Annotated in this window: 6 protein-coding genes; all 6 read left to right on the top strand. The window is 51.9% G+C overall.

Annotated features, from left to right (window positions below; translation table 11 throughout):
- Nucleotides 1–763 precede the first annotated feature (763 nt).
- The gene (locus tag HY774_29835; protein MBI4752711.1) at nucleotides 764–1,477 is read left to right on the top strand and encodes a hypothetical protein; all 714 of its coding nucleotides are present in this window, start codon (nucleotides 764–766) and stop codon (nucleotides 1,475–1,477) included.
- Between the two features lie 103 nt (nucleotides 1,478–1,580).
- The gene (locus HY774_29830; GenBank protein ID MBI4752710.1) at nucleotides 1,581–4,973 is read left to right on the top strand and encodes a TonB-dependent receptor; all 3,393 of its coding nucleotides are present in this window, start codon (nucleotides 1,581–1,583) and stop codon (nucleotides 4,971–4,973) included.
- Between the two features lie 404 nt (nucleotides 4,974–5,377).
- A complete protein-coding gene (locus HY774_29825) occupies nucleotides 5,378–5,902 on the top strand; it encodes a hypothetical protein (protein MBI4752709.1) in 525 nt (174 codons plus the stop codon).
- 195 nt (nucleotides 5,903–6,097) lie between these two features.
- Nucleotides 6,098–9,760 carry a TonB-dependent receptor gene (locus tag HY774_29820; GenBank protein ID MBI4752708.1) on the top strand — a complete coding sequence of 1,221 codons (3,663 nt, stop codon included), beginning with the start codon at nucleotides 6,098–6,100 and terminating at the stop codon, nucleotides 9,758–9,760.
- A gap of 184 nt (nucleotides 9,761–9,944) precedes the next feature.
- Nucleotides 9,945–10,877: a tetratricopeptide repeat protein gene (locus tag HY774_29815; GenBank protein MBI4752707.1), complete on the top strand. Its 933-nt coding sequence runs from the start codon at nucleotides 9,945–9,947 to the stop codon at nucleotides 10,875–10,877.
- A gap of 640 nt (nucleotides 10,878–11,517) precedes the next feature.
- Entirely contained in the window at nucleotides 11,518–16,884 is a 5,367-nt protein-coding gene (locus tag HY774_29810; protein ID MBI4752706.1) for an AAA family ATPase, read from the top strand.
- Nucleotides 16,885–16,972 lie beyond the last annotated feature (88 nt).

Here is a 16,972-nt window from a genome sequence, read left to right as displayed (position 1 = left end):
TTTCGGCCCTCCTCACCCCTACTTTCCCGCTTGCTCTTTTTTCCCCTTCCTCCCTCTTTTCTCTTTTCTCTTCTCAGCGCGGAAACTCTTTTTCCTTTTTCCTTTCTTTTCTTCATTTACAGACTCACCGGGAATTGCTGAGCCATGGTACTACTTGATACAGAAAAAAGAGTAAAACTAGGTATTTTGCTGATTAGCATACTTGATATTTACGTCACAGTTCATTCACTGGAAAGTTATTTATCAACCCCAGGTAATGACCAAGGAATGTCTATCATAATTCTAAATCTGTTTGGCTTTATTCACCCTCTCATGGAAGGCCGAACAGCATATATTGTTCCAGTTTTAGTGTTATTAACATCAATTGGGATAAACTTCAGGAACAAAAAGATTTATTGCCTATCTTTATTTTTAAGCATCCTGGCAATGATTAAGCTTATCGAGCAAGATATAAGGTTTATCCTCATCTGGTATCCGTACTCTAACAACATTATCAACGCGTTTCAAGATTACATCCTTTACCTTTTAAGAGAATACGGAGTGTTTTATGTATTCTGCTATTTTCAAATACTTAGACATATAGTGGTAATTCTATTAATTTGTATAATCCTTCGTTTTTTAATTACTAAAGATCCATTAACTAATCAGACCTACAAGAAAAAAACACAAACTAACTGAGAGAACGGAAGGAAAAAAATTTGTTAGTAGAGTAACGACTGATTTGAGAGATAATCCCCAAAACTATGAAAAGAACCGAAAGCTTATGAAAGCAATTGTCGAAATGACAGAGCGTTCGCGGGATATGTTTCAGGTTGATGGGTTTGGCTATCGGCTGGTGGGTGTTCCAAACACAGCGTTTGTGCTGGATGGAAGTGAAACGGCCTATGTGATCCACGTCAATGCGGGTGGCGAGTTGTTCCAATCGCTGGTGGAACTCAAACTCAAGGAAGTCCCCCAGGGAATGACCGCAACCTTTGACCGGAAATGGATTACCGCCGGGGCGACCGCAACGCTGAAAGTCGCGGTGGCCAAAGGCAAAGTGCCGCCAGGAAGCTACAAGCTGATAGTCGAAGGCGAAGCGGCGGTTGGAGGAGGCATGGTCCGCCGGGAGGTGGAACTGACGTTGCAGGTCAAGCCGCTGCTCCGCACCGCGTTGACGGGTCGTGTGCTGTCAACCGAGATGGAACCGATTCCAGGGGCAACGGTCTCGCTCGATGGTCGGAGTGCCACGACGGACGGCGCCGGGATGTTTGTCCTGGAAGGAATTGAAGCCGGCCAAAATCGTCCGGTGATGGTGGATGGCCGGACCGCAACGGCGCCGAATCGGACCTACCCGGTGATTGTCGAACCGGCGGCATCAAGCTGCCGCACTCCACATAGAAAAGCGGCGTCAAGCCGCCGCACTCCAAATCCCACTCGCCCCGCGTTTGGTGCCGCTTACGACATGTTCGGTTTCAGCCTCCCCAATCCTCTTTAGATTCTCTCCTGCACCGTGACTTTGTGTTTCTGCAAGTTTTTCTCCAGGCGCCAGTTCAAATCAAAAACGGAAACACAGCAATCCAGGTGAGGAGAGAATTTCTATGTTGAAAAAAAGAGTGTTTCCGAGCGACAGACTGACAACCAGGTGGGTGGCGTGCTTTCTGGCAACACTGGCTACGGTTTGTTTTCTGGCTGTCGCTCCGGTGATGGCTCAGCAATCGTTTGGAAACGTGCGCGGCATCGTTCGTGATGAAACCGGCGCTTCCATCGGCGGCGCCAAAATCACCATTACCGAAAAGGCTACGAATCGGACCATTTCAGTCCAAAGCGGTGAAGATGGGGCCTTTCAGTTCAATAACTTGCTGGTTGGCGAATACCAGCTCCTGGTTGAAGCGCAAAGCTTCAAAACCGCAACCCTCAGCGGCATCCGGGTCAATTTAAACACCACCAACGATATTCCAATCACCATGACGGTTGGGGAATCCGGCGAAACGGTTGAAGTTTCCGCCGGTGGCACCGAACTGGTGCAATCAACCACAACGACGCTGGCCAAGTCATTTAATTCCAGACAGATGGTTGACCTGGCCCAAACCGGGAATGGATCAAACACCAACGACGGAATTTACAGCCTGGCGCTCCTGTCAGCCAATGTGACCAGCAGCGGCGGCGTCGGCGTCGGCTCCGGTGGGTCGGTCGGAGGACAGCGTTCGCGAAATAACAACTTTATTACTGATGGAATTGACAACAACGACAAATCGGTGACTGGACCATCAGTCTATGTTTCACCTGAAGTCGTGGCTGAATTTTCATTATTGGCCAATCAATATTCAGCCGAATTTGGCCGCAATACCGGTGGACAATTTGTCACTACGACCAAAAGCGGTTCGAATGAATTTCATGGGACGGGCTACTGGTATTCTCGGAATCGGTTTCTGAATGCTCTGGATACCTTGCAGAAAAATGCAGGTGTCATCCGTGAAACCGTGCCTGGAAAATCCCGGCTTGCGCGCTATGACGAAAACCGAAACGGCGGCAACATCGGTGGGCCAATCATTAAGGACCGGCTGTTTTTCTTCACTTCGTTTGAAGGAATGCAAATTGGTCAGGCTTCCGGTGCGGGCGGCATCGCCACCCCAACCGCTGAAGGGTTTGCGATTTTGAACAGTCTGTCAGGGCTGTCGGCGGCGAATCTGGGCGTGTTTAACCAGTATGTCCCGGTTGCGCCAGCCAATGATTCAGGTTCAATCACGGTCGGTGGCCGCCAAATTCCAATCGGCAACGTCGCGATTGATTCGCCGGCCTTCTTTAATCGCCGTAACCTGGTGATTAACCTCGACTTCTTGCAGAGCGACGCGACCCAGCACCGGGTGCGCTTTATCTATAATCGGGAACGGATTATTGACACGGCGGCGAACCTGCCAGTGTTTTTCTCGCTGGTGCCAACCGATGGCCGGCTGTTTTCCTATGCCAACACGCATAGTTTTTCAGGGACCGTGAACAACGAATTCCGGTTTTCGTTCCGCCGTTCCGATGGTCCAAACATTTTGGTTCCAAACCTCAAGTTTCCTGGCCTGGATGTATTTCCAAACATCGGATTGCTTGACCTCGGTCTGGACATCGGGCCGAACTCAAGCGCTCCAAGTATCGGGAAAGATGTCAATTATCAGGTCATTAACAATTTCTCGATTGTGAAGGGCAACCATTCGTTAAAGCTGGGTGGCGATGTCCGACGATTGATTGGCACCAGCTTTTTCGTGCAACGAGTCCGGGGCGATTATCAATATTCAAACACCGACCTGTTTTTGCGCGACATCAGCCCAGATTTTCTAGCGGAACGCAACGTCGGTGGCCGGCCCTATCACGGCAACCAGTGGCTGGCCTACGTTTATGCCCAGGATGACTGGCGACTTCGTCAGAATCTGACCTTGAATCTGGGTGTGCGCTACGAATACCAGCAAGTTCCTTTCGGAGCACGTCAGCAGGTGCTCAATGGCATTTCAAGCGTGCCCGGCGTGCTTGAATTTAACGAACCTGCGGCTGAGAAGAAAAACTTTGCTCCGAAAATCGGTCTGGCCTATTCACCTGAATTTAAGGACGGACTGCTCAACACAATCTTTGGGAATGCCGGACAAAGCTCGATTCGGGCGGGTTTCTCGCTTGGATACGACGTGATTTTCGACAATCTGTACACGCTTTCAACCACGCCGCAGGAAAGTGCGACGGTTAACACCCAGCCGTCAGCCGCGATTCCAAACTACCTGGCCAATGGTGGGTTACCTTCAGCCGGGCCAACAATTACGGATCCAGCTCTGGCGCGAAGCATTACGTCGGCCTGGATTCCGGATCAGAAAGTGCCACGGGCGATTTCCTACAGCCTGAGCATTCAGCGGCAACTCAAAGATGATTGGGGATTGGAGCTTCGCTATCTGGGAACCCGAGGCATCAATCTGTTTACCCAGAACCGCATTAACCGCCAGCCGGTGGTCAATGAAAACCGATACCTCCCGACCTTTTTACAAATGCCGTCGGCAGATCAATTGAATGGTCTCTCACTGAGTCTGGCCGATTTGAACGCGCTCGGCGGAACTGAAAGCTATGTTCCAAAATTCCGGGATGCCGGGTTTAATGGAGCTAATGTCGTGGCGTTTACCCCAAATGGCAATTCAACCTACCACGCGTTTTCAGCCTCATTAACCAAGCGCTTTAGCCACGGATACCAGCTCACCAGTGCCTACACCTGGAGTCACTTGCTGGATGATTCAACGGCTGAACTGGCCTCAACCTTTACCAACCCACGCCGGTCACAGGATTTCCAAAACTACCAGGCCGAAAAAGGGAATTCGGCGCTCGATAGCCGTCATCGGTTTGTCACCTCAGCAATTTATGATCTCCCATTTTTTGCCCAGGCTGGAAACAGACTGGTGCGGCATACCCTTGGTGGCTGGCAACTAGCTGGAACGCTGACCTTTGAATCAGGGAAACCGGTCACACCGCAAAGCGGAATTGACGCGAACCTGAATGGAGATTCCGCCGGAGACCGAACCATCCGCAATGCGAGTGGTGTCAGTGGGACCGGAAGCAACATCATCGCCGTGGATCGCCGTGGCAACACGGTGGCCCTGGGCAATCCACAAACCGTGGCGTATGTCGCCTTAAACCCAAATGCGGAATATATCCGTGCCGGGCTTGGCGCACTGGCCACAAGTGGTCGCAATACATTGCGTTTTCCAGGGGTGAATAACCTCGACTTCTCAGTCTTCAAGACCATTCCTTTGCGTGAAAACTATCGGCTGCAATTCCGGGCTGATTTTTATAACGTGACCAACACGCCACAGTACATTCCTGGTTCGCCAAATGGAGTGAGCCCAATCTCCACCACCAGTGGCAGTCAGTTCCGGACAGTTCTGGTGGCTGATCCAAACTTTAATCGCTCAGAGAGAGGGTTTAGCAGCAATCCGCGAACCATCCAGCTTGCGCTGAGGTTTGAGTTTTAGTGTGGAAGAAGATGGGCTAAAGGCTAATACAACAGCCAGTTTTCGGTTTTAACCTGCGAAGCAAATGCAGGCTCGTAGTCCAGGGTGGGGTCTTCGAAACCCCATGTGCATCAAGCCAAGGAAGGGTTGAGCATCCTGAAAGGCTGCCGTTCGGATAGCCGGTGGTTGCGAGGTTTTGGGAGCTACCACCGGGAAACGGTTCGTCCCCCCTCCTCGTGTCGTCCGCGCCCCGCAGGGGGCGCGGGCGACACGAGGAGAAAGGAGGAAGATGCCTTCGGATCCGGTGGTAGGCCCAAAGCAGCCAACCGACCGGCTATCCGAACGGCAACGCTTCGCGGTGCAAAACCAAAAACCGACACGTGACCAGACATCTTCCGTGCTGAATAACCAACAGGAGTTCCTTTATGATGAATAAGTTTATACGGATTCTTTTTTTCTCCGTTGTATGGGCGGTGATTGGAACAGGGGCGGGAATGGCCCAGGAAGTTCCGAAAGCCGAAGTGTTTGCCGGATATTCATTTACCCGACTCAACGGCACGGCTCCCGGAGAAGGCGTCAACGCCAATGGTGCCAGCGTTTCAGTGGCCGCTACTGTTCATAAAGCGGTGTCGCTAGTGGCTGATTTTGGCGGCTACGCCGGCGAAGGGACCACGATGTATTCCTATACTTTCGGGCCACGGTTTGCCTATCACTCCGACGCGAAAATAACACCCTTCGCACATTTCCTGTTTGGTGGCGCCAAGCTGTCAAATCCAGGGAATAGTTCAGGTTTCGCCTTTATTGGCGGTGGTGGGCTGGATTACAAAATGACGGATCGGGTTTCAGTTCGCGTGATTCAGGGCGAATTGTTTCATACAAATTTGCTCGATAGCCGGCAATCGCACCTTCGGCTTTCCACAGGAATTGTTTTCCGATTTGGAAAACGGTAATCGCCGATTGTAATGCTGAATAGGGTTCAGGGTTCAGGGTTCAGGGTTCAGGGAAGTACTGTTTCTTCAAGGGCTTCACTGAACATCAATTTCCCCGAACAAAAAATAAATACCAGCCAAAAACTTTGGAGTGCGCCGACTTGTCGGCCCTTTGGGTCAAATTTTTGGCTAGTTTTTCCCACCGAGGGAGGTTTTATGCAGTTTTTCAGAAATTTGACAGGGAATCATCTGTCAGGAAAAGGGTGGCTTGCGCCTTCTCTGGCGGTACACTGCGGCTGGGTTCTGGCTACGCTTCTCTTTTTTTCTGGGGTCGTACAGGCCCAAAGTACCAATGGCCGGCTGGTGATAACCGCCAAGGATCAATCCGGAGCCGTTGTGGCTGGGGCCGAAGTCCAGTTGCTCAATCTTGGCACTGGTCAACAACTGACATCCACCACCAACGAAGATGGGTTTGTCATTTTTCCCCAGCTTCCGGTTGGGTTTTACACGGTTTCAATCGAAGTTCCTGGCTTTAAAAAGTCAGTGACTGAAAACGTCAAGGTTGACGTCGGTCAGGAATATGGGCTTTCGGTTTCGCTTGAAGCTGGCGGCGCCACCGATGTGGTGACGGTTGCCGCTGGTGAAGAACTGGTCCAGACGACCAACGCCGAAGTCAAAAATACCGTCAACCAGAAGCAGGTACAGGATTTACCCCTTAACGGTCGTGACCCGCTGCAACTCATCCAACTGCAAGCAGGTGTCGCAGGCGGCGCCAACAGTGCCCGCGCCAATGTGACAACCACGATCAATGGCCAGCGGGCTTCGACGGCCACGGTGACCCAGGATGGCATCAACATTCAGGACAACCTGTTCCGAGAAAATTCGCTTGATCTGGCGGTCAATCGTCCAACCGTGGCCCAGGTCGCTGAATTTAGCGTCATTTCACAGAATGCCGGTGCCGAAGTTTCCGGCGGTGCCTCGGCCATTCGAACCGTGACGCCATCGGGCACCAACGAGTACCACGGCTCACTCTATGAATTTCACCGCAACAGCGCCCTTGGATCCAACGATTTCTTCAATAATCTGCAGGGCGTGGCCAAACCGCAGTTAATCCGTAACCAGTTTGGCGGCACGGTTTCCGGCCCGATTAAAAAGGATAAGATCTTTATTTTCGGTGTGTACGAAGGCTATCGCGAACGAACCGCCAGCCCGACGACGACGACGACCTTTTTGCCGGATGCCCGAAATGGCATTTTCACTTATCGCGACAATCAGGGGCAGATTCGAAAAATCAATGTGCTCGGTTTGCGCAACCTGTCAGTTGATCCGTTTAGCCAGGGATTGCTCGGGCAGATTCCGACCAACGTCAATGCCAGCACGGTCGGCGATGGGTTAAACACTTCGGGTTTTGCCTTTAACCAGTCTTCGGACTGGGATCGCAACACGATGACGGTTCGGACGGATGTTCTCCTCAATTCGCGTCACCGTTTGGAAGGTGTGTATAACCGGGCCAGTGAACAGGTCGAGCGACCTGACATTGACACGACGTTTTCGCTCAATCCAGGGGTCAACAACACCAACGTCACCCATTTTGGCGTCGGTGCCTGGATTTGGACGATCACCAACAATCTCAACAATGAATTCCGCGTGGGTGGAAACCGAAACGAACCGCTCTTTAACTCAAACGCTGACACCAGTTCGTTTCAGGTCGTCATTCCGGCGATTGTGACCAATCCGGTCAATTTGTTTACCAACCAGGGCCGATCAACTTCCACCATGTCATTTATTGACTCGGCTTCGTGGGCCAAAGGCGAACATTTTGTCCGCTTTGGCGGCCAGTATGACCGGATTCGGACCAATCCGTTTTTCTTTAGTGCGGGTTCACCGCCAGCCTTTACGCTTGGGTTTGGCGTGAAAACTCCGGCTGAAATTCCACTCGTCGGGGGTGATTTCCCAGGCGGCATTGATGCGACCCAGTTAAACACCGCCAACAATTTGCTGGCGTTTTTGGGTGGCGTGATTACCGCCGGAACGGTGACCTACGAAGTGACTTCAAAAGACTCGGGGTATACTCAAGGCGCGGTGAACCAGCGCCGCTTTCTGGTTGACCAGTATTCAGGCTATGTCACTGATTCCTGGCGGGTTAACCCCCGGTTAACGGTCAATTTGGGGTTGCGGTATGACTTTCAATCACCGCTCCGGGAACGTGACAACCTGGGGTTGTTGCCGATCCTCAATGGCCGAACCACCCGCGAAGCCGTGCTTGATCCAAACGGCCAGCTTGATTTTGTTGACGGTGGGTTCAACAACCCGGATCGCAACAATTTTGCGCCAAATTTGAGCTTTGCCTGGGATATTCCTGGTCTGGGTCGGCAAACCGTATTGCGCGGCGGTTACTCCATTGCTTATGTCAACGATCAGGCGATTGCTGCTCCGCTCAATGCCGTGACCAATAACAATGGATTAACGGCAACCATCAATCGAAATCGTTTGTTTGGAACAATTAGCAATGATATTCCACGGCTGTTGCAAACGCGGTTTCAAACCCCTTCATTACAAGTCCCACGGCCTTACCTGACAAACTTTACCCAGGATAACACCTCGGCGGCATTTGGGATTGATTCAGAATTGGAAACCCCGTCCTTCCACCAGTGGAATCTGAGCCTCGAACGCGAGCTTTCCTCGTCGCTCACCATGACGGTCCGGTATGTCGGCAACCGGAGCACGAATCTGGTGCGGGGCATTGACTTCAACCAGGTTGACGTGACCAACAATGGATTTGCGGCGGATGTGCTCCGGGCACAGCGGAACGGGTTTTTAGCCCTGGCGCAGACTGGTCGCTTTGATCCACGGTTTAACCCAAATATTTCCGGCAGTCAGCAACTGACTGTGTTTCCAAACCTGGTAGCCGGCGGATTGCTCACCAACACCGGCACCATTCAGCCGCTGATTCAACGCGGGGAAGCCGGCAGTTTGGCCCAGATCTATCACCAGTTCGGTTTGGCAGGCAACGTCCAGTTGGTGGCCAATCCAAACACGTTTGTGGCGGATGTGTTGGGGAATTACTCCGAATCAAACTACCATGGGCTGCAGGTTGAACTCCGCAAACGCTTTGAGAACGGGTTGACCTTCCAGGCCAATTACAGCTTCAGCAAAAACCTGAGCAATTCACCTGGTACCAGTACGCAGGTGATTTTCGAACCATTTCTTGACATTAACCAGCAATCAGTCGAGTATAATCGGTCACAACTCGACGTGCCACACATCTTCAAAGCCAATGCTATCTATGAGTTGCCGTTTGGACCTGGGAAACGCTTCAATCCCGGCAACCCAATTTTGAAAAAACTGGCGGGCGGATGGGCCGTCACATCAATCGTGGTGTGGCAGACCGGAAGTCCATTCTCAATCACCTCTGGTCGCGGCACCCTGAACCGGGGTGGACGATCAGCCAACAACACCGCCAATACCTCGCTCACCAATGATCAAATCAAAGACTTGTTGGGCGTTCAATTTACTGATCGGGGCGTGTATTTTATTGATCCATCTGTGATTGGCCGTGACGGACGTGGAACGGCGGCGGATGGTCAATCGCCTTTCAGTTCGCAGGTCTTTTTCAATCCGGGCGCTGGTACGATTGGTTCACTGGCCCGGCTTCCGTTCAACGGCCCACAGTTTTTCAACTGGGATTTCAGCGTGATGAAGCGAACCAGCATCACCGAACGCATCAACACCGAATTTCGGGCTGAATTCTTTAACGTTGCCAATCATCCAATTTTTGGCTTTGCTGACCAAAACATCAACGCGACCACTTTTGGTCAAATCGGCTTTCAGTTAAACAGCCCACGGGTCGTCCAACTGGCGCTGAAAATTACTTTCTAAGTGAAATAGTGAAGTAGTGAAGTAGTGAAATAGTGAAGTAGTGAAACATTCAGAGATAAAGAGTTTATAGGTTGACAGAAACCAATCTGAGGTCTGACACTAAACTACTTCGCTACTTCGCTACTTCGCTACTTCGCTCACAAAGTGTCCAGGCCCTATTCATACATTGAGGAGACGAAATTGAATGCACAACAAAAAATGGTTCCGTCTTGTGTTGGTTTTGATGATGGTGGTCTGTTTTGGCGCAAATCATTGGACTGTTTGCGCTCAGAGCCCAGCAGCGGTTGAAGCCAACAAGTTGTATCAAGAGCAAAAATGGGAAGCAGCCGCCAAAGCATTTGAAGCAGTGACCAAAGCCGAACCCAAGAATGCCGCAGCCTGGTTTAAACTTGGAACGTCACTGCAATTGATGGGAAAACTCGAAGCGGCGATCCCGGCTTATTTAAAGGCTGTGGAACTTGGCAACATTCCACTTGCAATGTTTAACCTTGGGTGTGTCTATAGTCGGTTAAACCAGAAAGATGAATCGCTGAAATGGCTAGACCAGGCCGTCAAAGCCGGGTTCAGCAACGAAGACAAACTCAAGACTGATGCCGACCTGGCGGCGGTTCGCGATGATGAGCGATTTAAACCTATCGTTCAACAGGCGCACTTACTGGCCAAACCCTGTGACCGTCCCGAATGCCGCCAGTTTGATTTCTGGATTGGTGAATGGGACGTGTTTAACCCGGCAGGGCAGAAAATCGGTGAAAGCAGCATTCAGTTAATTCTCAACGACTGTATTATCTTTGAAAATTATTCCACCCGTCCTTTCAGCCCATATGAAGGCAAAAGTTTTAACGTGTATGATCAAACTGAAAAGAAATGGAAACAGACCTGGGTGGATGTAACTGGAAGTATTTTGGAACTTTCGGGTGAATTTAAAGACGGAGTAATGGATTTGCGTGGTGAAGCCAAACCACAACCTGGACAAACAACCCGGCTGTTAAATCAGATTACCTGGAAAAAGCTCCCGGACGGCACCATCAACCAGGTTTGGAACCAGTCATCAGATGGCGGCAAGACCTGGACCAAAGCCTTTGACGGCATCTATAAGCCCAAGCCGGAGAAGAAATAAGCTCGGGGCTGAAGACTGAGGGCTGAGGGCTGAAGACTCGCAAGCTCGGGGCTGAAGACAACGGGTTAATCCTGTTTTCTTCAGCCCGTTGTTTTTTGAGCCCACGCCTTTTCAGGGTTTAATTTGGTTTTGCACCGCGAAGCGCTGCCGTTCGGATAGCCGGTCGGTTGGCCGCTTTGGGCCTACCACCGGTCACCATGGCCACCCTCTTGTTCCTCCGCGCTGCTTGCCCGTGCCCCGCAGGGTGCGGGCAAGCAGCGCGGAGGGTGAGGGAAATGAATGTTTTTCCCGGTGGTAGCTCCCAAAACCTCGCAACCGACCGGCTATCCGAACGGCAGCCTTTCAGGATGCTCAATCCAATTCACCACATTCTCATCCCACTGGGACGTAATCAATAATCTACCTGTGAAAGACTGAAAGCTTGGAGCTGAAGACATTGGGCTAAAGAATTGGTTTTATTTCATCCCTCATCCTTCATCCCTCATCCCTTTGATTGCCCCGAGCTTGCGAGTCTTCAGCCCTCAGCCCTCAGCCCTCAGTCTTCAGCCCAATTCAGTTGGTCTTTTCAGAATTCATCATTCATAATTGAGCGGTTCTGCTTTTCCATCCGAAAATCCCATCTGCCGTAACAACCAAATCCATGATTTCGCTCAGTGCTTACACACTCAACTCGGTACTGCACGAGACTGAGAATTCGATTGTCTTTCGAGGAACTCGTGCCCAGGACGGCCTGCCCATCATCGGCAAAATGATCAAGGACGAATATCCGACCACCGCCCAACTCGCCCGGTTTCAAGGCGAATTCGAGTTACTTCGAAACCTGGCTGGAGAGGGTGTGGTTGAAGTCTTTGGCATCGAGCAGTTTGAAAACCGAATGGTGATTTTGCTCGAAGATTTCGGGGGACGTTCGCTGCACCAGTTGTATCACCACCAGCCCTGCCCGCTGGCGGATGGACTCCGGCTGGCAATTCGCGTCAGCCGGATTTTGAGCCGGATCCATCAGGCCAATGTGATTCACAAAGACATCACACCGGGCAACATTGTTTTCAACCCAACCAAAGACATTCTCAAGTTGATTGATTTTGGTAGCGCGACCCATTTCGCCCTGGAAAAATCTGCATTTCAAAGCGTGAATGTGCTTGAAGGGACGCTGGCCTACATTTCGCCGGAACAAACCGGACGTATGAACCGGGGGCTTGATTACCGCACCGATTTATATTCGCTTGGCGTGGTGTTGTATGAACTCTTTACCGGCCAGCTCCCGTTTCAGTCCCGTGATTTGCTGGAACTGGTGCATTGTCATCTGGCGGTTGACCCGATTCCTCCGGGTCAGATGAACCCTGAAATCCCGGAGATTGTCTCTGACATCATTCTGAAATTGATGGCCAAGGCGGCGGAAGACCGGTATCAAAGTGCTGAAGGCGTTGCCTTTGACCTTCGCGAATCACTGAGCCAGCTTGAGCACACCGGACGGATCTCACCGTTTGTGCTCGGGCGGCACGAAATCCTCAACCGGTTTCAGATTCCCCAAAAATTGTATGGACGCGAAACCGAGACGGCTGAATTGCTGAGCCTGTTTCGGCGTGTGAGTGACGGAACGTCAGAACTTGGACTCATTTCCGGCTATTCTGGAATTGGGAAATCAGCTCTGGTGCAGGAACTTTTTAAGCCTATTACCGAGGAACGCGGCTATTTCATCAGCGGGAAATTTAACCAGTTTCAACGCAATGTCCCTTATGCCTCGGTCATTCAGGCGTTTCAATCGCTGATTCGACAAATTTTGACGGAATCGGAGTCCCAGATTGCCCAATGGCGTCAGGAACTAACCGAAGCCCTCGGCATCAACGGTGAATTGATCACGTCTGTGATTCCCGAAGTTGAACTCATCATTGGACCGCAGCCTCCCGTTGTGTCACTGGGACCGACCGAGACCCGAAACCGGTTCAATTTGATGTTTCAAAATTTCATTCGCGTATTTGCCCAGGCGGATCATCCACTGGTGCTGTTTTTGGATGATCTGCAATGGGCTGATCCGGATTCGTTGAAATTGATTGGCACGCTGATTTCAACGGTTGATATCCACCACCTGCTGGTGCTCGGGGCCTATCGTGATAATGAAGTTGACCCAGGGCATCCGCTGCAGTTGATGATTCACGAAGCCCAGAAAAATGGAGCTTCCATTTCAGACATCAAGCTGGTGCCCCTTGGACTCCAGGAAGTGACCGCCCTGGTGGCCGATACCCTCAACCAGCCACCAGCCGCCGTTGCGCCATTGGCAGAACTGGTATTTGGAAAAGCCGCCGGCAACCCGTTTTTCACCAGCGAATTTTTAAAACACCTCAACCAGGACGAGTTAATCTGGTTTGATCCTGAACCCGCTGAATGGATCTGGGATATTGACCAGATTCGAGCAGCGGAGATTACCGACAACGTCGTTGAACTCATCACCGCCAACATCCAGCGGCTGAGTCCCGCCACGATTGACGTGCTCAGGATCGCGGCTTGCCTTGGGAACCAGTTTGATTTGTTGAAGTTATCGCTGGCAACCGGCAAAACCGAGCGCGAAATCATCACTGATTTGCGGGAAGCGGTCAGAGAGGGGTTGATCTTGCCCCTGGGTGATGGGTACCAGGTGATTGAATATGGCATTTTGGGTGACCGCACCCGTGAAACCATCGAGTGTAAATTTGCGCATGACCGGGTGCAGCAGGCGGTCTATTCGTTAATTCCGGTGGCCAGCCTGGAAAAAATTCACTTTACGGTGGGCCAGCGGCTCTTGAGTGGAATCTCGGCGGACCAGCTCGAAGACCTCCTGTTTGAAATCGTCAATCACCTCAATTCGGGCCCCGGATTGTTGACCACTGACCACGAACGGTTTGAACTGGCTGAACTCAACCACCGGGCGGGCTGTCGGGCACGCGAATCCGCCGCCTTTCAACCAGCACTCAATTATTTCTCAACGGCCATTGAATTGTTACCCGCCGACGTCTGGCACAATCAGTATCAGTTTACACTCAGGTTGTATAACGATGCCTGCGAAGCGGCCTTCCTGTGCGGCCAGTATGAGCAAATGCAGACGCTGGCCGCCGTGGTGATGACCGAGGCCAGGGAAATCCTTGATACATTGAAGGTGTACGACGTCCGAAGTCAGGCGCTGTTTGCACAAAACCAGCTCAAGGATTCGGTGGACATTGCGCTCGAATTTCTCAAAAAGCTGGAGATTGAATTTCCGCTCCAACCAACCCAGGAAGACATTGGCCGGGCCCTCCATGAACTCAATCGGCTCCTCAACGGAAGGCCGATTGAAAGTCTGGTTGACCTGCCGGTGATGACCGACCCGCCAGCACTGGCGGCTCAACAGATGCTGGCCCGGATCGGAGTGGCCGCCTATGCCGCCTATCCGCAAACATTTCCATTGATTGTCGCGCACCGGGTCAAGCTCTCGCTGCTGCACGGGAATACGCCGCTTGCCGTTTCAGCCTATGCTTCGTACGGACTGTTTCTGAGCGGCTGGCTTCAAAACATTGACGCGGGCTATGAATTCAGCACGCTGGCGTTAGAGTTGATTGAAAAATTTGGCGCTGAACACCTCCGGATTCGGGTTTCGCTGATCCACTACGCCATGGTGAGTTACTGGAAAGACCACCTGAAAGACTGTATGGCGCCGCTGATTGAAATCTACAAAAGCGGTCTGGAACAGGGTGATTTTGAATATGCCACGTCGCTTCTGTTGATGATTTCACTCTGCGAAATCAACCTCGGGACTGAATTGAACCTGCAGTACCAGAACCTGGTGAAGTATGGCGATCTCCTCAAGCGCATGAAGCAGGCCCGACCCGGAGTTGCTATCAGTATTTTGAAACAGGTCGTGTCAAATCTGCTGGGCAAGGCCAGTGACCCGGCACTTTTGATCGGGGATGCTTGTAACGCAACCCAATTGCTGGCCAACCCGGCAGTCCAGAAAGATACGGCGCTCCTGGGTGTGATCCATTTGTATCAGCTTGAGTTATGTATTTATTTTGAGCGCTATCAGGCAGCAATTGAGCAGGCCGATTTGACCAGACGCTACCTTCCTGGATTGAACTCCACCGGCTCAATCCCCATGTATCATTTTTATGATGCCCTGGCCCGGTTGGCGATTGCCAAAACCGACAGCGAGCAGCGAGCGGCATTGCTGGCACAGGTTGAGGCAACCCAGCTCAAACTTGGTCTGTGGGCGCGAAAATGCCCTGGAAATGTTGCCCACAAATTCCATCTGGTCGAAGCTGAGCGACTGGGGCTTGAAGGGAAAATTCCGGAGGCGATGGCGGCCTATGACACCGCTCTCGAACTCGCCAAACGACACGGCTACATTCAGGAAGAAGCCCTGGCCAACGAACTCACCGCCAGGTTTTATGCCAGCCTTGGGCGAACCAAAATTGCCCGCATGTACCTGGAGGAAGCCCGCTATGGCTACACTCGATGGGGCGCCACGGGCGTCTTGCAGCGGTTTGAAGCCGACCACCCGGAGTTGCTGATCCGACCTGCCGAGTTTCGCGGCCCCGCCACGGGGAAATTCCAATCGCCGGTGGTGACCACTTCGACACGAACCGACAGTACTTCAACCGGGGCCATTGACATGAATACCGTCATTCGGGCCTCACAGGTGATTTCGAGTGAAATTGTACTCGAACGGCTGTTGACCAAAATCCTCCGACTGGTAATCGGGAATGCCGGTGCGCAACGAGCCGCCTTGTTGTTGCCTAAAGATGGCCAGTTTTTCATTGAAGCCCAATGTGAAGGCGATTTGGATCATATTCAGGTGTTGCAATCCCAGCCGGTGACGGCCTCGACGACGTTGCCTCAAACCGTGATCAATTTTGTGGCCCGAACCCAGGAACTGGTTTTGTGCGACAATATCAGTGATGACCGGCGTTTTGCCAAGGATCCCTATATTGAACACGAGCAACCGGCTTCGATGCTCTGCCTTCCGGTGCAAAATCAAGGCAAACTGACCGCCATTTTATACCTTGAAAACAAATCGGTTCGGGGTGCTTTTACTTCACAGCGGGTTGAATTGATGAACCTGTTGACCGCGCAATCGGCCATGTCAATTGAAAACGCCTTGCTCTATGCCAGCCTGGAATCAAAAGTCAAAGAGCGCACGGCTGAATTGACGATTACAGTTGAGCAACTCCAGCGGTCAGAAGCTGAGATCAAAGAAAAAAATACCCAGATTTTGGATAGCATCCGCTACGCCGAGCGCATTCAACAGGCGATTCTGTCAGCCGATGAGCCCGTGGTGCAGTCATTGGGGGAATATTTCATCCTGTTTCGTCCACGCGATATTGTGTCGGGTGATTTCTATTGGTTTCAGGAAGTTGACGGCGCCTTGCTGCTGGCCGTGGCCGATTGTACCGGGCATGGTGTGCCGGGGGCGTTGATGTCCATGATTGGCACCAGCCTGCTCAATCAAATCGTGATTGAAAAACAAGTTCACACGCCGGGGTTGATCCTCGAACACCTGCACGTGGGCATCCGGCGGGCGCTCCGGCAGGACGAAGGCGAAGCCAGTTCACAGGATGGCATGGACATCGGCATCATTCGTATCGAAGCCAGCCGCAATCTGGTGACCTTCGCCGGTGCCAAGCGTCCACTCTATCTGGCTGATCACAAAGGGGTTTTTCAGGAAATCCAGGGTGACCGGAAACCAATCGGAGGCCGCCAAAAAGAAGCCGTTCGCCATTTTACCGAGCATCGAATTGAGATTCTGGATGAAATGACTTTTTATTTGTGTACCGATGGTCTGGCCGACCAGCCCGGAGACGTCGAATCGAAATTTGGAACTCGGCGGGTCAGGGAATTGCTGCAGGCCAACTGTCAATTGCCGCTGGCTGAACAACACTCTCGCATCATTGCCGCCATTGCTGCCCATCAGGGACAAACTCCTCAGCGGGATGACATTGCGTTGGTGGGAGTCCGAATCAGAATGGGGCTGAGGGCTGAAAAAACCAGGGCTTGGGGCTGAGGGCTTGGGGCTGAAAAAACCAGAGGGCTGGGGGCTCAGGGCTGAGGGCTGAAAACGTCGGGTTGAAAACTTCGGGCTGAAGAAAACG

It is taken from the genome of Acidobacteriota bacterium, from assembly GCA_016208495.1.
Classification (GTDB): Bacteria; Acidobacteriota; Blastocatellia; order Chloracidobacteriales; family Chloracidobacteriaceae; genus JACQXX01.
Note: the sequence above shows the minus strand (reverse complement) of the source record. Positions and strands in the feature narration are given on the sequence as shown.